The organism is Mesobacillus persicus, from assembly GCF_900109925.1.
GTDB lineage: Bacteria > Bacillota > Bacilli > Bacillales > Cytobacillaceae > Mesobacillus_B > Mesobacillus_B persicus.
Genome location: NZ_FOBW01000025.1, coordinates 17,263 through 40,083, shown reverse-complemented (window position 1 = coordinate 40,083; position 22,821 = coordinate 17,263). Strand labels below are relative to the sequence as shown.

At 37.3% G+C, this 22,821-nt stretch carries 20 protein-coding genes and 2 pseudogenes; 13 read left to right on the top strand and 9 right to left on the bottom strand.

Annotated features, from left to right (window positions below; genetic code table 11):
- Nucleotides 1-69: 69 nt before the first annotated feature.
- Entirely contained in the window at nt 70-297 is a 228-nt protein-coding gene (locus BMX30_RS21735; RefSeq protein WP_090750300.1) for a helix-turn-helix domain-containing protein, read from the bottom strand.
- Nucleotides 298-454: 157 nt separating this feature from the next.
- Nucleotides 455-1,225: a hypothetical protein gene (locus BMX30_RS21730; RefSeq protein ID WP_090750297.1), complete on the bottom strand. Its 771-nt coding sequence runs from the start codon at nt 1,223-1,225 to the stop codon at nt 455-457.
- Between the two features lie 547 nt (nt 1,226-1,772).
- Between BMX30_RS21730 and BMX30_RS21725 the strand changes: the two are divergent.
- A pseudogene (locus BMX30_RS21725) lies at nt 1,773-2,388 on the top strand (ATP-binding protein).
- 304 nt (nt 2,389-2,692) lie between these two features.
- Nucleotides 2,693-5,101 (top strand): hypothetical protein, encoded by a 2,409-nt coding sequence (locus BMX30_RS21720; RefSeq protein ID WP_090750295.1) that lies wholly within the window; start codon nt 2,693-2,695, stop codon nt 5,099-5,101.
- Between the two features lie 266 nt (nt 5,102-5,367).
- On the opposite strand, the gene BMX30_RS23705 is transcribed toward BMX30_RS21720, so the two are convergent.
- Both BMX30_RS23705 and BMX30_RS21715 read right to left on the bottom strand, forming a co-directional pair.
- Complete coding sequence (locus BMX30_RS23705; RefSeq protein ID WP_170843967.1) at nt 5,368-5,610, bottom strand: hypothetical protein; 243 nt, start codon at nt 5,608-5,610, stop codon at nt 5,368-5,370.
- Nucleotides 5,611-5,654: 44 nt separating this feature from the next.
- Nucleotides 5,655-6,929 (bottom strand): L-lactate MFS transporter, encoded by a 1,275-nt coding sequence (locus BMX30_RS21715; RefSeq protein WP_090750293.1) that lies wholly within the window; start codon nt 6,927-6,929, stop codon nt 5,655-5,657.
- A gap of 462 nt (nt 6,930-7,391) precedes the next feature.
- Between BMX30_RS21715 and BMX30_RS21710 the strand changes: the two genes are divergently transcribed.
- Both BMX30_RS21710 and BMX30_RS21705 read left to right on the top strand, forming a co-directional pair.
- On the top strand, nt 7,392-8,354 hold the full coding sequence (locus tag BMX30_RS21710) for a M20/M25/M40 family metallo-hydrolase (RefSeq protein ID WP_090750291.1): 963 nt from the start codon (nt 7,392-7,394) through the stop codon (nt 8,352-8,354).
- Between the two features lie 129 nt (nt 8,355-8,483).
- A pseudogene (locus tag BMX30_RS21705) lies at nt 8,484-8,777 on the top strand (transposase); the annotation flags it as partial.
- Between the two features lie 96 nt (nt 8,778-8,873).
- Here the strand turns inward: BMX30_RS21705 and BMX30_RS21700 are convergent.
- From BMX30_RS21700 to BMX30_RS21690, 3 genes are all read right to left on the bottom strand, one after another.
- Entirely contained in the window at nt 8,874-9,827 is a 954-nt protein-coding gene (locus tag BMX30_RS21700; RefSeq protein WP_090750289.1) for a hypothetical protein, read from the bottom strand.
- Nucleotides 9,828-10,346: a competence protein ComK gene (locus BMX30_RS21695; RefSeq protein WP_090750287.1), complete on the bottom strand. Its 519-nt coding sequence runs from the start codon at nt 10,344-10,346 to the stop codon at nt 9,828-9,830.
- Between the two features lie 333 nt (nt 10,347-10,679).
- Complete coding sequence (locus tag BMX30_RS21690) at nt 10,680-10,880, bottom strand: helix-turn-helix domain-containing protein (RefSeq protein WP_280140003.1); 201 nt, start codon at nt 10,878-10,880, stop codon at nt 10,680-10,682.
- A gap of 542 nt (nt 10,881-11,422) precedes the next feature.
- On the opposite strand from BMX30_RS21690, the gene BMX30_RS21685 reads away from it, so the two are divergent.
- The 9 genes from BMX30_RS21685 (at nt 11,423) to BMX30_RS21650 (ending at nt 20,775) form a co-directional block, all read left to right on the top strand.
- Nucleotides 11,423-11,902: a hypothetical protein gene (locus BMX30_RS21685; protein ID WP_090750284.1), complete on the top strand. Its 480-nt coding sequence runs from the start codon at nt 11,423-11,425 to the stop codon at nt 11,900-11,902.
- A gap of 13 nt (nt 11,903-11,915) precedes the next feature.
- Complete coding sequence (locus BMX30_RS21680; RefSeq protein WP_090750313.1) at nt 11,916-12,248, top strand: MORN repeat-containing protein; 333 nt, start codon at nt 11,916-11,918, stop codon at nt 12,246-12,248.
- Nucleotides 12,249-12,339: 91 nt separating this feature from the next.
- Complete coding sequence (locus tag BMX30_RS24185) at nt 12,340-12,468, top strand: hypothetical protein (protein WP_280140002.1); 129 nt, start codon at nt 12,340-12,342, stop codon at nt 12,466-12,468.
- Between the two features lie 538 nt (nt 12,469-13,006).
- Nucleotides 13,007-13,984 carry a G5 domain-containing protein gene (locus BMX30_RS21675; RefSeq protein ID WP_090750282.1) on the top strand — a complete coding sequence of 326 codons (978 nt, stop codon included), beginning with the start codon at nt 13,007-13,009 and terminating at the stop codon, nt 13,982-13,984.
- A 660-nt stretch (nt 13,985-14,644) separates the two neighbouring features.
- Nucleotides 14,645-16,768, top strand: coding sequence for a hypothetical protein (locus tag BMX30_RS21670; protein ID WP_090750280.1), 2,124 nt, complete (start codon nt 14,645-14,647; stop codon nt 16,766-16,768).
- The gene (locus BMX30_RS21665; RefSeq protein ID WP_090750278.1) at nt 16,749-18,629 is read left to right on the top strand and encodes a GTPase; all 1,881 of its coding nucleotides are present in this window, start codon (nt 16,749-16,751) and stop codon (nt 18,627-18,629) included. Before BMX30_RS21670 ends, BMX30_RS21665 begins: the two co-directional genes overlap by 20 nt.
- Nucleotides 18,626-19,468: a hypothetical protein gene (locus tag BMX30_RS21660; protein WP_090750276.1), complete on the top strand. Its 843-nt coding sequence runs from the start codon at nt 18,626-18,628 to the stop codon at nt 19,466-19,468. Before BMX30_RS21665 ends, BMX30_RS21660 begins: the two co-directional genes overlap by 4 nt.
- A gap of 81 nt (nt 19,469-19,549) precedes the next feature.
- Nucleotides 19,550-19,984, top strand: coding sequence for a hypothetical protein (locus BMX30_RS21655; RefSeq protein ID WP_090750274.1), 435 nt, complete (start codon nt 19,550-19,552; stop codon nt 19,982-19,984).
- Nucleotides 19,985-20,286: 302 nt separating this feature from the next.
- The gene (locus tag BMX30_RS21650) at nt 20,287-20,775 is read left to right on the top strand and encodes a DUF1097 domain-containing protein (protein WP_090750273.1); all 489 of its coding nucleotides are present in this window, start codon (nt 20,287-20,289) and stop codon (nt 20,773-20,775) included.
- Nucleotides 20,776-20,911: 136 nt separating this feature from the next.
- On the opposite strand, the gene BMX30_RS21645 is transcribed toward BMX30_RS21650, so the two are convergent.
- Complete coding sequence (locus BMX30_RS21645) at nt 20,912-21,097, bottom strand: hypothetical protein (protein WP_090750271.1); 186 nt, start codon at nt 21,095-21,097, stop codon at nt 20,912-20,914.
- Nucleotides 21,098-21,518: 421 nt separating this feature from the next.
- Entirely contained in the window at nt 21,519-22,634 is a 1,116-nt protein-coding gene (locus BMX30_RS21640; RefSeq protein WP_090750270.1) for an NAD(P)-dependent alcohol dehydrogenase, read from the bottom strand.
- Nucleotides 22,635-22,821: the final 187 nt, after the last annotated feature.

Below are 22,821 nucleotides of genomic sequence, written 5' to 3'. Positions count from 1 at the left end.
AAAGCTCTTATATGGGAAGAGGTAGGTTGTCGAAGCAAGGACCATTGAGTGAAGTGGTGTTGTTTAGGATTACTTGTCCTTTGTATCGATAATCCTCATAATTTCATTCATATCAGAGATGTTAAGGGTTTCGGCTAGCTTCTTGATATGGGTGAAATTAATATTTTGTCTCTTTTGATTGGCCAATTCAATGAGAGCTGCATGCCGAATATCTGTTAATCTGCCTAACTCTCTAATGGAAGAAATCCCACGTGATTCCATCAACTCATAAATGAAAACCTGCACATCTTTTCCCATCGCTCTCTACATCCAATCAAATAGACTATATAGAAAAACTATCATATAGAAAATCTGAAGGTGGTACGTATTTGCGTATCATTTTAGGTGGAGGGATGACGAACTGATGAATCATGTGTTCATGGGTTGCTATGGTAACAGGTGACTGTCCGATTGCTTATGAATATAACCAGTTGCCGAACAGCTCATGGATATGTCTCGCCAGCTTTTTATTGAGAATGCCATAGTAATACGCAAACTGGTTTTTTACTGAGGTAGACGACTTCATTTTACCAATCAGCTGTTTAAAAGATTGAATGGCGATTTCAAGAATTGTACTGGAATCAAGGGTGAATTTTGTTTTATTGACCGCGATCATGGTCATGTTCCAAAACTCTTCAATGGTTTTGGCCATAGGAAAAAAGTACTTCAATAGATCGATAAAAGGTTTTGGAACTCGATTACTTGTGTAGGTATAATCTAGACAGGTTTCTTTACGTTCTTTTATATCTTTATTGTTTGTTTTAGAAGGAATACTAGCTTTATATTGGTGGTTCATTTGTTTGGCTTTAGGTGGTTCACTTTGAGGAAAACGATTGAACACATAGAGATTACTAGACTGTGAGCCGTTCTTTCGTTCTGTTTCATGAACCGTTAAAATCCCCAGTGCAGTGGCTTTCAGTATCATTCTTTTAAAGGTAGACCGAGAGATTCCGTTGCCGTTGTATTCTTCATGAATCGCTTTTAGCATCGTGCCAATCTTCGCATTGCTGACGCCAGGGAGCTTTGCAGAAAAACGAACTAATCGCTTCAATGCCACAAGCTCCCCCTTAGACAACTCATCCTTCGATTTGGACATCCACATCTCAAAATGTGTGTTGAACTCCTTTAAACTACTAAACTTCGAATACTCCTTAAACTGATCTATACTTCCTGTTTTTAAATTCATGCAAATGCACCACCCTTTCACTCTTTAGATAGAAAGGAAAGAGTGAAAAGGACAGGGAGGGATGGAGGAGGATGTTAAAGTTTTGTGAATGGAGGGAAGATGGGCAAGTAACTTATTCCCATTTATTTTATTGCCTTGTGAACGCTAAAGATCTGTAGATATTAAGTAGTGAGAGCATTTGAATGGGGATGCAACTGGATAGTGGGAGGGTGGTTGAAGTATTCTGGTTCTATCGTTGTTAAATGCAAGGGTTTCAGTCACAGTGACATTTCGAAAAATCTTGTTTCACGAATTGTTTCACATTTATGTTGTTATACTCTGTGGGAGCTAGCTTACAGAGTTTTATTTTTTTAAAATTTGTTGAGAATCGTTGGGCAGGATTTTCGTTTTGTTTGTTGAATATAATGTTGTAGCTCCGGATTATTCTTCTGTTTATCTTCTTTTCACCACTCTTTTGTTTTATCATTTTTTTCTAGTTTAAAAATAAGGGATATATTCCAATTAATGCTGTGTTTGACGTTTTTTTATTTTACAAGGAGCTTTGTTTATGACTGTTAAAGTTTTGAGCATTGGCCTGAAGGGGTTGGAGGGCTATCGTGTTCAGGTGGAGGTGGATGTTTCGCCGGGAACGGAGTCGATGGTGATTGTCGGGCTGCCAGATGCATGTGTGAAGGAGTCGAAGGAGCGGGTTTTGTCGGCGATACGGGCACAGAAATGTGATGTGACCGACCAAAAGATTGTGGTTAACTTGTCGCCTTCGGAGCAAAAGAAAAATGGTCCTTTTTTTGACTTGGCGATGGCCTCTGCAGTTGCTATCATTGGCGGTGGTTCTATTCCAAAGCCTGGGGAAATCTCATTGGCCCATCGTGGTGTTTTGTTCCTTGATGAAATGGCAGAGTTCTCGAAAAATATTAGATATGCTAAGACAACCTCTTGAAACAGGGAAGATTACGATTAGTCATGTGCACTCAACCGATACCTATCCCGCTTCTTTTATCCTCATTGCAGCAATGAACCCTTGTCCATACGGATATCTTGGGTCTAACACTTATTATTGCAACTGTACTACAAACCAGGTTAAATCCTACCGGAATCATATTGCCGGTCCGCTCTATGATCGGATTGATATTTTACTACCGTTACAGTCAGTAAACTTGGATTGACCCTTAAAGTCACAACCATCTTCTAATTTTCGTAAAGAGGTAGAAAAGGCTCGGGAACGGCAGTATGAGCGTTTTCAAGAACAAATTTGCAATGTAAACGTACCATTTGAAAAGTTACTGGCCACCACCCTGGAATTCGAGATGATTACACGGTAACCAATATCAGGTACTAGGTCGCCTCACTTACCGACCATAAGTAAGTTCATGCTTCTAATACTTGTAAAAATACAATAATAGGCAAAAGGCCGTGACATAAATAATATTAAGTTGATATAATTAGTAAAAAATGTATAGGGTGGAAACTATGGAAAAGTTTTATTTAAAACCAAAAGAGGTTACTGGAACTACAAGATTCTCATTTGATTTTGATTTAAGTGCTAAAATGTTTTTTTCACTTATAAACGAATTTAAGGATGAATATAATCAAGACATTAAAAATATTAATCAGGTAATGAGAGACAAATCCATTAAATTGGTTAACGAAGAAAAACTTAAGTCCTTAGAAATTACAAAAAGGTATATATCATTTTATCCTCCTATTAACGAAGATGGCGAATTGGAGCTTATAAAGAAAAGAGTATATAAAATTGTATCTAGAAGAGCCTCAGTATATGATAATACTTCAAAAGAGAATTTGGAATTGTCAATTTGTTCACTAATCTCTGGGGAATTAAGAACATCAGCAAGTTTGCTGTATTATTCCCTTCATAAATTCTTCAATGGAAAGATGTACCATTACTTTAATGATGTACTCAAAATAGACGACAATGATGTAAGTGTTAAAGAACTAGGGCACTTTACAAGTGCTATTTATTATAAATTTATATCTGAGAATTCATTGAATACTGCTATCAATAGAGAAAATTATAGAGATAATCTTTGTATTAATAAGAGTGGAACAGTGGATCCCTTTAAAATACTTAATTATATATGTGATTTTGATAATGATTTGATGGATGAGATATTGCCATATGTTTTATTTTTAAGTAAGAATTTGTTTGATTTACATGCATTAAATGAACAGACGCTAGAGTACTGCTTGAAGAAGGTAGAGAGCTTTAGGGAATTAAAGAAGGAAGAGCAAACTCAGGAATTACAAGTTGAGGCTGCAATTGCAGATGCACTAGCAAAGTATATTGAGGAAGATACTCCAAAGAAAAAAGTTAAATATTTAATTATTGTTTTAACCCTACGATTATATTGGTTAAGACAAACTGCGGATTATGATTTTGATTTTGAGGTTAAAACTTCAACAAGAGAAATGAGCTTCCTTCTAGCATCAACACGTGCAGTTTTTCTTAGATTAAATAATGAAAAAAAACAAAAAGGTGAACGACTTTCAGAAAAAGAGGATCAAGAAGAACTAATTGAGGATAGTGTATCCGGTGAATTAGATGTTAATTTAGATTTCTATCAGACTAGGGCCACCTTTCCTAAGGAAATAAAAAGCAAAACCAATTATCACACTTTTTTATCAGCAGTACATTTAGATTATAATTTTGACAAGGATCTGATAATTAATATCCTTAATTTAACTGATAGAGTTACTAATGAAGGGAATTTGTTTGTTTATAAAAATGAAAATCCAGCTTCAAAACCCCTAAATATATTTATTAATGATGATGGTAGATGGACTGTTTGGTTGACAAACGAAAGTAAAGATAACCTCTTAATATCTACTGATATAGTAAGTAACTTTAAGGAATTTATCCATATGTTGAAAAAGAACTTTAAAATTTTTACTGATAATGTGTATGAACCAATTTTGATATCCTCTCTTCCTATATATTCTGAATCATATAAACAAATTAATTCTTCAACATTGTTTAATATGGGTCAATCATTACTAAATAGAGTTAATAAAATCAAGATGGAAACGGTAGAAAAGATTGCAGACTATTTTCGTATTCCATTTGGTCCTAATTTTATAGTGATAGGTGATTTTACATTAATAGTTAATGTACTTTATTTTCCTCAACATTCATCTATCTTCTATCCATGGACTAGATCAGGTATGGAGAAGGTCAAGAAAGGTGATTTAAACGAAGGATTCTTAACAATTGTAGTAAGTGATGAGGAGGAAAATGAATTAGCTGATAGAAGAGAATATTACAAATACATGGCATATAAGGCATTCATAACTGAAGATACTGAGGAATTAAACGCAGATATTCTTTTTGTACATCCAGTTGAGTTTGATAATTTTTTAGAAGGGAATAATACAGATTCAAAAGTTTATTCTTCACTTGTAAATCAACTAAATTCAATTTGTTACAATAAAATAACGGAGGGTATAACTACAGCAGAGATAAAGGAAATACTTGAGAAATGTATTGAAAAATATAATACGGAATCATTCCCGTATGCAACATTAGGCGCGTGGTATCTGAGGAACGAAAAACATGATTTAAGTGTATCTTTGGAAAAAGGGAAAGAGTATTATGAACTAGCCTTAAACGTTGAAAAAGAATATAAAGACAGTAAGTATTTACTTGATATGCAGCTAAAGTATTATTATGAAGTTGCTTTGTATCATTTTAAAAGAACTAAAGACATGAAACTGGCAAAAGAGTACATAGAGTATGCTGAAAGTGTGGTTAATGGTAGCCCTAACCAAGATTTAATGTATTCTTATGAAATTGAAGATTTAAAGAAAAAAATTATTTCATTAAATGAAGTAGCGGTAGCTAAAGAAGGTGAAATAATAAATTGATTTTTAAAAGTTGAACAGCTCCCGAAAGAAGGGTTGCGGAAAAATTACTTTCGGTGCCGTCACCACCCGAGTTTTGTCGAGATTTGTAGAATTACAAGTTAGTATATTCCTGGGCACGAATAAAAAGGCCACTGGTTAAATGATTCTTTGATTACAGCCAAGAGATTTTACCACCCTTGCCATCTTTTTTACCACTGTTCGCCAAGGGTTTCCAGGCTACGCCAACACATTTTCCAATGAATAGAAAAGCCCTACAGATTACCGATTTAGGCATCTTGTAGGGCTTTGATTATTGAATAATTTCTTAGAGTGGTTACTGATGTATTTGAGATTATCTTTCTAGATCCTATAAATATCTTTATCGGTCCAGCTATAAGGAAGAGACCCTCCCCGTATCCCTCTATAAGCCTTTCTTTTAGTTCCTTTGGGAAAGGGACCGAGCTTTTGAAACTCACCCAATAATAGTATTCTTCAATTTTATGAATCCCCTTTTTATTCAATGTGGTCATATTGTGATCACACCTAAAGCATTCATAGCAGCCTGAATTATTTATTAACCCACATGATTTTGACTTTTTAATTGTTTTTGTTGTAAATCTTTCTCACTGTTTTTAATATCTAACCTCATCATGATTGATACGATAAACGCAAGAATAATTAATGCGAGGAAAACGTAAAACACTGGAGTGTAACTATCGGTTTTTTCTCTAATTTGTGAGACGATCATTGGACCAAATACTCCACCAAGAGACCAAGTTGTTAACAAGTATCCGTGAATCGCACCTAGTTGTTTTGTTCCAAATAGATCTCCAATGAATGCAGGCAGGTTAGAGAATCCGCCACCATAACAACTAACAACGAGCAGAATAAGTAGTTGGAACAAGAAGATACTTGTTGTAAAGGGCAGGATTAAAAAGGCCACAATTTGGATCGTGAAGAATATGATAAAAACATTAGGACGACCTAAATAGTCGGAGGCGGCTGCCCAGCCTAGTCTACCACCACCGTTGAAGATTCCCATGATTCCAACCATTGTAGCGGCTGCAGCGGCTGACAATCCTACTACTTCTTGAGCCATTGGGGAAGCAACTGAAATCATCATAATTCCGGCGGTTGTATTAATAAGCATCATTGTCCAAAGCATCCAAAAACGTTTCGTTTTAACAGCTTCTCTTGAAGTTAATTGTTGCAAATCTTTTTTAATCACTTTTTTACCAGATGCAATATCTTTTTTCATTGAAGCTGGCATCCAGCCTTCTGTTGGAGGTGCGATGTAAGAGGCACCAAGTATCATCAGCACAAAATATGCGGCACCCAATAAGTAAAACGTATTTGAAATCCCGATTCCTACCATTAAGGTTGCTGCAATTGGTGCTGTCACAAGGGCCCCGGTCCCAAAACCTAGGACGGCCATGCCTGTGGCTAAACCTCTTCTATCAGGGAACCATTTCACGAGTGTTGATACGGGTGAGATATACCCTATACCAAGCCCAAGACCACTTAATAATCCGTATGTAAGTAAGAAAACTGGCAGTGACCCAATCGCGATTGCGACACCGGAACCTGCTTGCCCTAATCCAAATAAAACAGCAGCAAGCATCGCAGATTTTCTTGGTCCATTAAGTTCAACAAATTTCCCGAACAGAGCAGCAGATGAACCTGCAAGGGCCATCATAATTGTAAATGCAATCGTAACCTCTGAAGCGGACCAGCCCATATGTTCACTTATGGGATTGGTGTATACACTATATGCATAGGCACCACCAATAGAAAGATGGATAGCTATCGCTGACAAAGCAATCAACCATCTGTTTTTAGTTGTCTTCATGTTGTTCTTCCTCCAATTCCTATACTATTTTGAAAACCTTTACATCACATAATACAACCCTACGGGAGAAAAATCAAATTAGTATAAATATTTAGAAAATAGGGTGGTGCCTGGCACTACCCGAGTTTTGTAGAATGATAGAGAGATTTTATAACCCTTTCATCGAGGGTTGTTGTACAAAGAAAAAAGGAACCGCCTAGCCTTCGACCGGAGAGTAGTTTGGTTCCTTTTTTAAAATACTGTACTATACGTTTAGTCAGCTGCTATTCATGCGCCATATAGTTGCAATAATCGAGTGGTACTCGCACTCGGTTATTTTACGTACTATCTCCCAGAAATCAAAGGTTCTGTTTTTTTCTTATTGTCGCACTAAATGAATATTAATTAATATAATTGAATTAATATTCATATGGTGCTATTATATTTTTATAGATTACTAGAAAATATTAGGAGGATACATAAATGGGCTTAAAAAAATTAAAAACAGCTATGATTGCTGGGGTCTTTACTGCTTCGGCTTTCTTAACGGTTGGATCCGTTAGTGCGGCTCCGAAAAAGTTTGCAGGGGAATTGGCGTATGAACATGTTGAGTATTTATCAAAGGAGATCGGATCAAGGGTTGCAGCTTCCGAAGAAGAGACAAATGCACGTCAATACATTTTGAATGAATTGGAGAAGTTGGATTTAGAGGTGGAGGAACAGCGCTTTAGTTATACAAGAGGGGAAAGTACTGTTTTTGATTCTGCCAATGCCATCGGGGTAAAGGATAATCCGAAAACGGATAAGCAAGTCATTGTCGGAGCTCACTACGACTCTGTAAATGTTGGACAAGGTGCTGATGATAATGCTTCAAGTGTGGGAGTTATCCTTGAAACGGCTAAAGCTTTAGACAAACGCAACCTTCCATATGATATCAAGTACGTATTCTTTGGTGCTGAAGAGGTTGGCTTACAAGGGTCAAAGTATTACGCGGACCAAATGTCAGAATTGGAAATCGAGAACACAATTGGGATGATCAATCTCGATAGTCTACTTGCAGGTGATAATATCTATGTATATGGCGGTGAGGGAGAAGATGGCTGGATCCGTGATTTGGCCTTAGATATTGCCGACAAGAGAAAAATTCCTCTTCTGACGAACCCGGGTATAAATCCACTTTACCCTGAGGGAACAACTGGAGACTGGAGTGACCATGCTCCATTTAAAGCTAAGGGAATCACGATTGCTTATCTTGAAGCAACAAATTGGGAGATTGGCGCACATGATGGCTATGATCAAACCGTAAAACACGGCGGTATCTGGCATACTTCAAACGACACACTTGACTTTTTGGAAGAGGAATTCCCAGGACGCGTACAAGAGCATCTAAATCAATTCACGCAAATCTTGACACAGATGTTAACCGATATAAAAAAGGAATTATAAACTTAACCTAAAAACCTTGTCCTTTGATTGGTGACAAGGTTTTTTTATACATTCTACGAGAATGAAACTTGCTTTTAGTCCACTGCATCACCCGAAATTTGTCGAAGATTGCAAGGTTATTAGTTAGGTAACTACTATAATACGAAATATCGTATAACAGGACATGTGTTTGAGAAACGGTTTTATGACAAGTTGATTGAGGACAAAGAAGGCATGCTCGAGGTCAGCCGCTATATTCACTTAAATCCAGTTGCGGCAAAGACGGTCAGGCAGCCTGAATATTATCCTTGGAGTAGTTATTATTTATACAGGTACCCTCAATCGATTCCACCCAGTTTTCTGAACGTTAACCGTCTTTTAGATTATTATGAGGGGTTGGAGGAGAAGCGTGGGAAGTATTGTGGGAGTTTGGAGATTTTGTAGTTGTAGGAAAACAGCGTTATCTACGAGAATATGTATTTTATCGTATTCTAGATAATTTTAAAAAGGAGGAAACATAAAATTCCCTCCTTTGCTTTCCTACTCAGATATTTCCAACCTCTTCCCATTCACCCCTTCACTCACCCAATCATAAAAAGGCACTGGTCGTTCAGGAATTATCATGTGAATAGATTTCCTTCCACTTTTTCGATCAAATGCATGGACCATATTGAGGATGGCTGCTCTCGCATAGGAAGGAATCTTATCGCTTGGTACACTTCGGTATTTCCCATCATTCAAAGTCTCCTCCACAAATGTCTCTATTAATGTTTGCCATGCTTGTTTGCTCCACCTGCCTGGTGCGTATTGAGGATAATAATCTTGACAGGTAGATGTTAGGGCTTGTCTAAATACCTCATCTTCAAGAAATGGTGGTTCTTGTTGTAAATTAACAATATTTCTTTTATCCTTGTTTATTTGTTTTCTCTTTCTTTGTCTTTCTTTATTTAATAGCTGTTGGTTTTCTACAGTAGAATTTGTACTGTAGGAATTGGACTGTTGAAAATCAACAGTAGAAGCCTGTGTTTCTGACTCTTCCTTTTTACTTGCAGTCGTGCTTGGTACTAAGTGAATAAAAGGAGCACTGATCGAGCGAATAGGAAAATTAGCTTCTCTGATTATGTTCACCATGTCGCTTACTTCCTCATCTGTGAAGGCAACATCGGATAGATGGTAATCGTGAACAAATTGGCTTCCAACTCGGTAGACGATTTCGACCCAGTATTTCTTCTCCTCGAGCTCGGTGATTCCTGAGCTAATGGGGCCACGTCCAAATTTACTGTAAAGATGCGTCTTCCGGATTTCCCAATTGGCTGGCATGGACATTAAGTGGGCGATCAAGCCAATTGAGCGAATATCCGTGAGATCTTGTAATACCTGGTTCTGAATCTGTGCGAACTCCGATGTTTTTCTCCGTTTTATAATTCCGTTCTTGTTGGGCTTTTTTTCGATATCTCTTGTCTGGTGTTTGGTTGGGAGGTTGATTTTGTCCATTTATTTATCCTCTTTTGTCCGTTTTTTCTTTGGATCCAGAATAAAGGTGAATGATGGAATGCTCGTGCCAGCCGTTATTTTCTCTAATTGCTCGGCATTTTTTAGCTTCGTGTTAAAAGAAGCCAAACGGATTGGAACGACTAAGATCGTTCCGTTGTTAAAAAGAATCATCGTTTTCCGGTTATAGCTAAGTGTTCGTTTAATTTGGAGAGGATTGAACCAGATGGTGTCTTCATGGTGATGTGCCTTTGTTGGGAATACAACAATTCGATAAATAGGGTTAATCATTACCGGACACATGTGGACTTCGCCAAGCAGCAATTTCGATGTCTCCAGGGCGCCACGATAATTAAAACCAATGCGTTGAATGCTCTCATTCAGAACTTGAACAGGTGACTGGTCGACAATGAAGGTTCCTTTGGTGGTTGTGACTTGCGCGCATTGGTTCCCGTAGCGGTCATAATGGCTCATCATATACATGAACTGCGTGTCGACGAAGTAGTGATTTTCAATAAACAAATGGTTCGACTCCTTTAGTAGCAATCTGCTAGTCAATTTTATAAATGGTTTGATTCTGGTGATTCCATTTAGAACAGAGTCTCTAAAACGGGTTAGTCATTCATACATGTTTTGATTCCACCTTTGATTGGAAGATTTACTTTTTAATTATCTATAGTTAATGAAAAAGTAGTGCATAGTTGGTTTTTGCTATTTATATGGAAATAAAAAGGTGAGGGCAACAGGTGTTGTTCTATAGGTGAGAGTAAGGCAGGAGAAGAGAGAGGGGGAATCCCTACTCTTCTGAGTGTTGTTTCAAGTATCTGTATGTAATGACATTCAATGTTCGATTACTTAACCATTTTTATAGTATTCATGGATGGCTTGCATCAAATCCATAAAGTCTATGTCTAGGCCAATCGCTAGGGCAAAGAGCGTACCCAATCCTGGTTCGTGTTTATCCAGCTCAAGATCACTTATGTATCCACGATCAAGAGAGCTTCGGTTCGATAAATCCTCCTGCGACATTTGCTTGGACATTCTTAGTCTCTTTATTACTTTTCCAATCGGAACAGGCTCGTTATTTCTTATGGGAAAAACCCCTTTTTAAGACCATTACCCATGAAGGAGAAATGGTTAACCTCGGGGTATATCCGACAAAATTTGAGTTAGAGAAGAAGTTTTTCTTTCTGGAAAAGTTTATCGCTTTGTGAGTTGTTGTTGTGTTTGTAAAAGGGCGTTTTTATAGGTCTTTTATAGGAATGAGTCATAAGGGGATGCGTGTTGAAATGTGTCGAAGTTAGGAGAGTTTTTCAGGGTGAGGATCTATGTCCTTTACCCTGGGTGTATAGTCCAGGTTTGGGGTAGTGAACGAGTGGACCTGCGTCCGGTTGAACTTGAACAGAGGCTGGTTAACGATGGAGGTCCCTATTGGGAAGGACAGAGGTCATTACTGCTATTGACCCCTATGATTTACTCACTGTTAGTGTTCATATAATTGTAGGAAAAATGGTGCGATTTTTTAGCAAAATATGGAGGGGATATGGGATATTTGTCGAAATGTAAGAGGATAAATTTATAAGGACAGGTTGAACTTTATGAAATGTCATAATTGTAATCGCTTTGATAGTATGTTCCGGTTTATGTATGTGGATAAAAATAAGAATCTTGTAACTGAAGGGGAATTAGCTGCCTTTGGAATTCTTCATCCAGAAGAAAAGGGGGATTTCTATCGTAAAATTTTATTCTGCGGAATGTGCTATGAGCAATTGAGCAGGCAAACAAACAGAGTGCTTAAAGGAGATGCACCCTCCACATCTAAATCATTCCCAAGAAAGACTTCCACTCATAGGAAAACGGATCATTATTATCAATGCCCCTTCTGTAAAACACATAATGAACCATTGAGAAATACTTGCAAAAAATGTGAGCGTGTTTTATTTAGTACCGAATATGATACCAAGATGGTCTCTTCTAGTAGTTTTAACGGTAGTAAGAGTAAGCATAAGAGCTTTGACATGAAGAAGCTATTGATTCCACTTGTTGTTTGTTCTATTGGCTATTGTTTTTATTGCTAGTAGAGGGGCGGAAATGGGGCAACTAGGAGCATTTTCTAAACCCGTCATTCAGAACAATTTGGTAAATGGGCAGAGCACCTATGAATGGCCTGATGGAACGAAATATACCGGCGAATTTAAAGATGGCCAGCCCCATGGAAAAGGAACGATTGTCTGGACCAATGGTCAAACCTATACAGGTGATATTCTTCACGGACAGATCACCGGCAATGGAACAATGAACTATCATGGGGGACATACTTATGTTGGGAGCTTTTTTAATGGCAATCCTCATGGGCAAGGCACGATGCAATATGCCAATGGATCGGTTTTTACGGGGAATTGGGTGAATGGGGAGAGGGAGTAGGAGCTTTCGGTACGCTGTCACCCCCGAGTTATTCGCGCTAATTATTGTGTTGTAATACAACTTAGATGCGGATAGAACAGCAACAAGAGAATTGAAAAATGCAGTTGAACTAGCTGTTCATGATGTTTCACTTGCGCTTGATGAGGCACAACTAAGGAACGGTGAGATTGTGTTTGATCAAGCGCATGCGGAGCAGAATTTAAGGGTAGGGCTTATGTAATATTTGGATTTAGATAATATGTTGTCTCCTAATTCAACTTCATTTTACCAAGAAGATATCTTAATAGAGTATATAGAATTTGTAGATGATTCCAATGCTAGTTTCCCGATGACTTATACTAATCTTAGTTATGATATCGTGGATACTTTAAAAGGGCCTAGTATTGTTGTGGTTGTACTACTATGAGTAAGGAATTTTGCAGGTGATGGGATAGTTGTAAGAAAAGCTTCTGTCACTTTGTTTAAAGGGGGGCGCAATTGAAAAAACAGGGAAAATTTAATATAGTTAAATCAATAATTATTTAATTTTCTGTTTTTTTTCGATAGGATAAACTCCGTTCGATATTAATGCTGTTGTAAGCAAACCGCCCGTATGGTGAATGATGTTTACTCAAACACATTACCCGTGCGGCTTTTTTGTTCTAGTTTAAATTACCAATTAGATTTTTGATAAAATCAATAGATTGGTAGAGAATTAAAACGAGGAAATGTGAAAGGGACTATATTTTATAATCGATGTGCATAAGGAGGAAAAGTAGATGAAGAAAAAATTTTCAATGTTCATGGTAATGATGGTTTTATTTTTGGGTGCATGTGGTTCAGAGGAAACTGTGGAGGAGAAAGAAAAAGAACCGACAGAGGCTCATGTGAAAAAAAGCGAAAAGGAAGTAAATGATGTCGAAGTATCTTCGGAGTCAGAAAAGGAAGAAGGGGACGAAGAGGTTAATGAGAAATTATCTGATGCCGAGAAGTCGAAGGAAGTAAATAGTGTCAGTGAAGAGAAGGAGGAGAAAAGTAAATCTGAGGTAATTGAAAAAGAAGAGCCGAAACAAGAAAGAGAGGAAAATAAAGAAGCTCCAATTACTACTAACAAGGATTCGAACTCTAAGGAAAGTTCAGTTCGGGAAGAGGATAGAGATTCACAAACGAGCCAAACTCCAGTCGTAAAAGAACCGGTCATAACGACGAAAACAGTTACTTCTACAGAGTCGATTAAATATGAAACCAAACAGCAAAATGATTCCAGTTTAGAAAAGGGTAAGACGGCGGTTGTAAAGAAGGGTCAGAACGGCGTTCGTATCATCACTTATAAAGAGACGTACAAAGATGGTGGATTGGTCTCTAAAGAAAAGGTTTCGTCGGCAGTAACTAAACAGCCAGTTGATAAAGTGATTAAAGTGGGAACCATGGAGCCGAAGCCTGCTGTAAGTACTACAGTTCAAACTGTTCAGAATGCATTGCCTAGTGGTTATCAAGCGGAAAATCTTCCGGAGGCACTAGTGATCAAGCGTAATGGAGTAATAATTGGGAGTGTTACGCATTCTAGCCTTTATCTTAGGTCTTTCATAGATGCTGATATCCAAGCTGCTGTGAAAGGGGCAAGTGCTTTAGGAGGAAATGCGGCTGATATTAATTCATTTATTAAGCAAGTGTTAGAAACTGGAGACCAAAGTGATTTAGGGAGTGTGCAGGGATTTAAAAAAAGGTCAGAAATGTATGTTGGTTGGTCATTATAGCTTTAGGTGCCGGTGTTGAGGTGCCTGGCACGCCCGATATTTGTTGAGATTTGTATAAATGGAGATTGGATTTTAAAAGATTTTCGCATATACAGGCGCCACAATCATAGTAGCAACTACATAAAGCAGAAGGTGGGTTAATGGATTTACAAATAGAAAAAGGTAACCGGCCGCCGCCCGACTAAAGGTTAGTTATGATTCATCTAACATTCTATATTTTATTTTGTTGGGCTTAATCTACGTATTCCATCATCGGTTTAATTTTAGAGAAAAAGAATAAGGAACTTCATTGGGCCATTTCCGCTTATCTTTTAATCTGATGTATATTCCTCTATCAATCATTGGGATAGTAAAGAGAAGTGATAAGTAATGTCCTCATACCAAACATACGAAACGAAATATATCGATTGATGAGATAAATAAAGAGTGATTGGTAATAGGTTCCCTTAACAAAATGGTACAGAAATTAATGCAGGACTTTGCAGAAAATGAAAATGCAGAGGTTCTGCATTATTTTTTTAGAAAAAAATAACTTTTGGGTGGACTTAAGCGATTTAACTAATTAAAAAATTCAAACTTTATAATATACTAGAATTATAATGTTAGCCTTTTTATTGAAATTCAGCTGCTAGTAAAAAGCTTAAAAGGGTGGTGTCACTAATGCAAAAAATTGAGGTTCAATCTTTAGGGGAAAGTCCAACAGTATTTATTGAACAGTTACAAAAAGAATTGAATGTAGTGATTGGAAAATCTAGAAGAGTTACGAGATCAAAGAGATTTAATGAAATACTAGAAAAGATGGATGAGATCTTTGTGAAGTTAAATATGGCAAAGCTTATCCAGGACCGTCGGATTGTATCAATTACAGGCTTGCAGGGTGTCGGGAAAACGAAGCTAGTCCGTGATTTGTATGATTTACCTGATGACCTCCTGCCATCAACACCAGGTGTGGGGGAAATTATCCCTGTATTGTTTACTGAAAAAAAAGGAATTATCCATCCAACATATTTTGTACGTAAAGCTGTACCTAATAAAGTATCGGGCTTATATGAGTTAGAGGATATAGAGATTACTTTAGAAGAGTTAAATGCAAAGTCGCGTGATTATGAGGAAAATGAACAATGGCTTGAGGTACTAGTACCTCAAAAGCATTTCAATACGGATATATCACTAGCGTTGTTACCAGGTTTTGAACGGAATAAGCAGGAGAAATCTCAGAAATATTTAGAGTTGTTTTTAACACTATCTACATCTGCTGTTTTAGTGGTGAATCATAAAAAGCTGGCACAGAAACCACAGCAGTTACTTTTAGATAAAATTAGTCGTGCGTATAAGGAAAACGCTCCTATTTTTGTTTTGTCCTTTGCGGAAGAACTTGAGGAGGAGCAGCGTAAAACAATTCGAGATAGCATTAGTGCAAAATTTGATGTTGCTGCAGAAGAACAGGACAGGATTACATTCACAGGGATTGCGGAGGAGATTAATAGTGCTTCACAGCTGATCGTGGATGCAATAATAAAATATGGGTTAACAACTACCGCTGGCTATCAAAAGCAACTAGATACACTGATGGATTTAGCCTCGTCTTTAGATGGATTAATCGTAGATCTTGAGGAAGAGCTAAAACATGAGGCATTGAGTCAACAGCTTCAATTCATTGAGTCTAACAGTAATAAAGGCAATAACATTAACGAAATCACTGAGGCTTTTAATTCTTATAGAAAAAGAGTTGTCGCTAAGGCAAATAATGAAATCGAGAAAGTCCTAACGAATCATGCAGGTAAGTGCAGTGACAAAATGGACCAGAAATTAAAAGGTGAACAGCTTGGGGTTTGGCTAAAGTTTAAAGCTAATTTCATGAAAGAAATGACTTTTGAACAAAGAATACAGCTAAGAGAGGACCTTCGAGAGATCTGGCACGGAGAAAGTAGTTATGAAGCTGAAAAAAAGGTTATTTATAGTTTAGAAAACTATATCAAGGAGGCAACTATAAAACTAGAAGATACAAACAAGCATCTATATTTGGATCAGCCGAAGAGTGGTTCGAATGAATTATCACTAAGTAATGATATCATAACTAAATCCTTATCTAACATTGAACGCTATTTAAATCCGGAAAATGAGGATATAACCATTACTCCGCAAGATTTAGAAGTTCTTCCTATAATAGCTGTAGGGATTGCACAAGAGATGCTTGTAGCAAGTCTAGTTTATGAAAATGAAGCCTTACAAAAGTCAAGAGAGCAGTTAGATGAGAAGCTTATAAGAAATATTTTAGAAGAAGCACATAAAATTACAGACGATATTAATAATTTATCACTTTCAACGTCAAATGTTATTAAAGGAGCAGCTGTCTTTTTTGGAATTGATGCGATTGACGGTACCTTCAATTCGTTTGGCGCACTAACTAGTATTCTAACGGCTTTGGGTGCTTCCTCAGCTGCAGCAACACCTATAGGTTTAGCAATCGTTGGTGCTGTAGGCACAGGTTTAGCGGTAAATCAGGGGGCTCAGCGAATTGAAAAGTATAAATTTGAAAGAAGTATATATGCGAAGGAAACATTCAATACAGTTGCTTCAATACAGAGAGAGTCCACGGTTGCAATGATTGAAAACATCCTAGAAGAGATGGAGGAAAAGCTAGTGCAAGCGTACCATAAGAGGCGTGGTACAAATGAAACATTTGGATTATTTGAGGAGTTAGAGGGCCGTTTGCATCGTTTACAATTAACGTGCGGAAAATTGCAGGAGTTAGCGTTTAGAAATGCTCCATACATTCATTGATTTTCAAGAGAAGCGGTATCAATGGGCGTTTAACGCCAAAAGGGACTTTTTGAATCGTTTTCAAATGCTTGATGTTAAATCGTTAGATACCGACAAGAAAGAATTAACGATTTCTGTTTACGGGCCAACCCAAGTAGGTAAAACAACGTTAATACTAGCCCTTTTAGGAATTAGAGAAGAAGAGTTATTAGTGGTTTCAGAATTTCTACGTGGGACAAGAGCAATTGGTGAATCGTCTACGGTAACAGTAACAAAATACATTCAATCACCGGACGACAATTACCATGTGAAATTTCCGAATAATGAAATCTTATCTGATATTAACGAGCAGGACCTTGAGCTTGCCATGTATAAATTAAGACAACGGATAGAAAATGGTCAAGACTACTCGGTCGAACCAGTTATCATTGCAATCCCGAAGCATTTATTTGGAGAACGGGAGATTTCAATTGAAATTGTAGATTTACCTGGAGTGGAGTCAGCTGAGGAAAATGAGGTAGAGCATGTCCAACAGTGCATAAAGCATTGGATGCCGCTTACAGAGCTGTGTCTGTTAGTAAATGATGCGGCTGATATTAAGGCATTTGCGCAATTTACTCTAAAAGATTTAAGAAGGTGGCATGATCATCCGCAAAACTACCGAGTTATTTTAACACGTGCGACAACACTAGACTCGGTCATGAAGGATATACAACAGAATAAAATCTGTCAGGGAAGTGATTTAATAGATTACTATGCAAAGCTTTTAGCTGCTGAAATGAATGTTGATACAGATTTTAATGAGATTATTTATCCAGTAGAAATCGGGGTCTCCATGAAAAGAATCCGTGGTCTTAAGGGTATAGTTTACCAAAGAGTTAAAGTAATTGTACAAGAGATAATGGATAAGTTAATAAATGATTTTGCAAGTACTGATTTCAATAAGTTGTCTTTTTCATTCTTAACTAAACTTTACAGAGAGGCGGAATTGGATAGCAAAGTAGAATTAGAGGAGAGTGAATTACGGATACAGATGATAAAGGCTCGGCTTGATAATTTGAGAGCAATGAGAAATACCTATACCAAAATAGCTGATAAAATAAGACCTCAAGAAGAAAGAATCCGGTCCTTGAATAAAGTAAGGTTGACAATTTCACAGGAGCAGATTCGTTTAAAAGAGTTTTCGATAGACAAGGAGATAGAAAATAAAATCCCCGCTGATTTTACGAATCGATATGCAAGTGTAATCAATCAAGCTGCTGTTCACTTTCAATATCAAACAGAAGTTTTATTGAACAAGAAGATAAGGGAAATTAATTGGAGCATGAAGGGCCTAAGAGTTGATGGTATGGATGAATTGACCTTGGTTGATGTGGCTCCAGTATATGGAATTAACTCCATAATTAATAAGTTTTGGACTGACCGTAAGTATTTCAAGGAGCTATTCAGTGTTCGAGAATCTTGTGTAAGGTGGCTGGAACATGTCCATGAAATTTACTCAAATAATCTTTCTGAAAAACTTGGAACCATTAATGAACAGGTAGATGAACTAAACAAGGAAATATCTCAGATTAAAGATCTATATGAACAAGATCTAAATAATATGACTTTAGAGATTAAAAAGGTAAAGGTGCAATTAGCAGAGCTTAATGAAGAACATATAAAGTTGCGCCAAAGATGGGAAGAAGATTGCCTACATGCCCGTCAGCTTCAGCAATACTTTATAAAGCATTGGCTTCTATATAAGGAACGATTACAACAGAAGTGCCTCTATGGTCTTCCTGAGGAGAAATGGCTGGCATTAAGGTATCTTCAACACCTTGTAAAGGATGGTCAATTAATCATTAATTCACTGGATACTGTGGAGGATAATACCTTATGACTTTACCAACTAAAGATAAATATTTTGAGGCTGTATCAGATTTAAAGAGGCTTAATAATGAGGTGTTTTTAGATGATTTAAAGGCAGAGATTGAAGGTTTTTTAGATGAACTAAATTCAACTTCTGATTATTTAGAGGAGTCTTTTAAAGAGCAGTCGAAAAAAACAATTAATTCTGCTCAAGCTTTACTACGAGCAAGTGATAACAATAAAGAAAAATTAAATAAAGACATTACCGAAAATTTAGAAGAAATTAAAGCTGCAAATTTTTCCTTTATTGAAGCAGAGAGAAGTCTTCTTGAGGGTAGTTATGAACGAATAAAGCAAATGATTACTACATTGCAGTGTATGCAGCAAAAGGTTGAACAAGATTTACATGCTAAATATACAGAAATAGACCTTTCGCTTAAAACCAATGTTGAACAGCTTGGCAATTCTACAAAAAGATTTATTCAGGAATTAACTGTTGTCAACCAATCCAATAAAGATCACCTTGAACAAAATAACCGGTATGTAAAATTTGTAGAGGAAGAGGTACAAGGGCTACAACAACATATGGTCCTTTACATAAATCAACAACTTGAATTTGTTGGTAAGTTGCAAGGTTTATTAGAATCTTACTCTAAAGAATTTAAGACTCAAGAGAGGAAACTAGACACCACGCTAGTCATACGTGAGCAGGAACTAACCCAGAACGTGACAACTATACTAAGTCGCTTCAAAGAATCACAGGAAGAAAATATTGCAGCTTTAGAAAAAAGAAATCGCTTACAATTGAAATTATTAATCGGTGTCATTGTTTTACAGGGGATAGGCATTGGTGTTGGGGTTATTTTGTGAAGCAGCAAATGAGCGCAATCTTTTTTTCCTGATTACGTAAATTCTTTTTATTAATAAGGATGTCAGTATTCTTGTAACAATATGGATCGTTATGCTGACGCGAAAGACGACCTAATTACCTTAAAAAAAGCCGTTGAACAATTAGAAGAAGATATAGAGGAGAAATTAAAGACTATCAAAAAATGTGACAACCCGGCAGAGCCATTTCCTCAAGAGTTTAATGAAATTAGCCTGCTAATTACTCCTAATGTTGATTTTGTTCAAGACAGGGTCGCAAACCTGGAAAAGCTATTAATCGATAGTGCTTTAAAATTCGAACTTCCATCAAGTCTTTTTCCAAGTATAGTTCAAAGGAATATTTATGAGTACACTAAAAAATTCTTCGCATTAGAAATAAAGGAAAACTCTAGGGTTCGGGATATTTTCATTTCTAATCTAAAGGGATACATCGAAAAAATGAACAAGGGTATTACGAGGTTACTTAGAATTCAACATGTGAACAGTGCCTGTGATTGAAAAAAGCGTACCTTCCTGGTATGCATCAGGAATAGCCGTATATCGATATTTTTATCGATTATACGGCTTATTCTTTTATCTAATACATTATTCTAGGATATGTTTTGACCAGGGTGTGTCCCCTGTGTACAGTTCGAAAATTATTGTGAAATATTGTATGAGTTTATTTACATTCCTTTTTATTGGATTAAATTACCTTGTGAGCGCTAAAGATATGAAGATATAAAATGATATGAGAATTTGTATTGATTTTTATGCTCAGTATTTTACAATAGTAATTGTTCATTAGAAGGAGGTAAAAAATGGCTAGTGTATTAGCAACGGGTCTGTTGTGTGGATTATGGACCTTCATTTCTACGCCCCTGGGCTTGTTGGGCTGGGCAGGGTTTGCTGGGTGTACCACGTATTTTACCCTCGGCGCTGGCGGCAGCAAAGATATGACAAAAGCGATGCTTTGTAATATCGCGGGAGTAGGTTGTGGTATGTTAATTATAGTTTTAACGAATATAACGGGAATACCGAATGGGGCTGCTGTTTTCAGCGGGCTTGTTACTTGTCTCATGTGCATTTTGGGTGCAAAAGTAGTGCCGATTAATTACACGCCGGGAATCTTTATGGGGTGTTTTGCGACGTTTGCTGCGAATGGGGAATGGTTCATTCTGGTGCTCTCTCTATTATGTGGGGCTGTACTCGGATTCTCATGTACTAAACTTGGAGAAGTTTTTTCAATATGGAGCCAGAGAATCTTTCCAAAACATGAGCAAATGGTCACGAATAAGGTGAAGCATTGAACAAAGAGAAAGAAGGACGAGCAAGTGGGGTCTGATCCCCACTCGCATTGGTTATCTCCCTGTTACCCCCGAGTTTTGGCGAGACATATGAAAAAATTTATTTAAGGGGTAGAAGAACAACCCTTTTCTAATGTAATCAAGCAATTCCTTCTCTTTTGATAAGTTCGTTATAATGTTTCAATTGTTCTTCTAGAATGGTTATATAATTCATCATGGCAACTCTAACTATCGCAGGGTAATAACGACTATTAAGCTCCAGCTGGCACTCCTCTAAATCCATCTCTTTTATCGCCATCATCTTATTCAATTCCTCTTTGCTCACAGTTAACCCTCTCCTTTATATCAAAAAACATTTCTCCCATATTCCAAAACTATTAACTATAGTTTAATTATGGTCAGCATTTTCATAGTTTATACAGAAGAGTTTTCGCTTGGTGCCTAATGCTTAGGCGAATGGGCGGTTGACCATCTCCCGAAAGAAGGGAGGTGGGGAAATCATGCATATGAAGCAATATCTGTAGCGTTTCTATCTTATTAATTAGAGTGTTTACAATGATCATAATGATTGTCACAAAAGAAAAAAGTAACCGCCCCGCACCCGACCAAAGGGTAAAGGGGTGTTACTTTTTCCTTTCAGCTATTTAATCCTTCTTTCTTGGGACAAGGGTCACTGAAAACCGGTACCTGTCCCGAGATGGGACAGGTACCTTCCTTCAGTTTCGAATTAGGACAGTAACCTGTACCTACTTTCGATAGTCTTCGTCAATTATTAATATTGGCTTAATCGTTTGACCATTATTTGAGTCAGCAGCTGCTTGGTTAATTTCGCTAAATTTATAGTACTTTACCAATTTATCAAAAGGGAATTTACCTTCCTTATGAAATTGAATCAGCTTAGGAATCTCAATTTGTGGTACTGCATCACCCATTAAGACCCCGATTAGCTTGCGATTAGCTAGGACTAAGTCCATGAAAGTATTGATCTCAATAGAGTTTGGTGTTACAGCTACAGGTGCGGCAATCCCACCGATCGCTAGTACTTCGACTGATGCTTTCATAACAGCTGAAACACCTGTCGTATCGATTGAATAGTCCACCCCTAAGCCATCTGTAATTTCTGCTATACGTTCTGCTAAATTCTCTGTTCTACTATTAATCGTATGTGTTGCACCAAGTTCCTTGGCTGTTTCTAAACGAGAGTCATGAATATCGATCGCAATAATTGTGGAACACCCTTCAATCTTTCCTGTCATGAGTGCCCCGAGCCCGACAGCTCCTGTGCCAAAAACTGCAATGGATGAACCAACTCTTGGTTTTAGACCGTTAACTACTGTGCCACAACCTGTTAAAAATCCACAACCAAGCGGCCCAATTAGACGTAAATCTGCTTCGGGATCCACTTTGATTAAGTTATTTGTATGTACAATGGTGTGTGTAGAGAATGAACTTTGCGTGAAAAAATTTGAGACAGGTGTCCCATCTTCCTTAAAGAAAGTATGGCTACCATCTGTACGTGCCCCACTCATATTTAAGCCTGTCCATTGATTACAAGATGAAGGATGTCCAGTACGGCAGCTCGGACAAGTACCACAGTAATTGTATGACATCACAACTTGATCTCCTACTGCAAAATCTTTAACAGCACTCCCGATTCTTTCAACAATCCCTGCACCCTCATGCCCCAATACGGCAGGCAGCGGGTATTCCGCGTCACCCACGCGTAGTGCCTCATCTGAATGACAAATGCCAGAAGCAACCATCTTAACGACGACTTCATCAGGATAAAGTTCTCCAAGTGTTAATTGTTCAAGTTGGTAATCTTCATTTACTCCATTCACAACTGCAGCTGTTACTTTCATCAAAATCCCCCCTCATATTAATGCAATCAAAATGATCACTACACAAGTATAAATGGAAAATTATTCATATTCAATGATTTAACTGAAAATTCGTTTAAGTATTTGAGCAGAGGGGCCATGCTTTATGTGCACTGTCACAACCCGAAATTTGTAGAAGATTGATAAGCTTTAAGAGAAAGGGAAAATT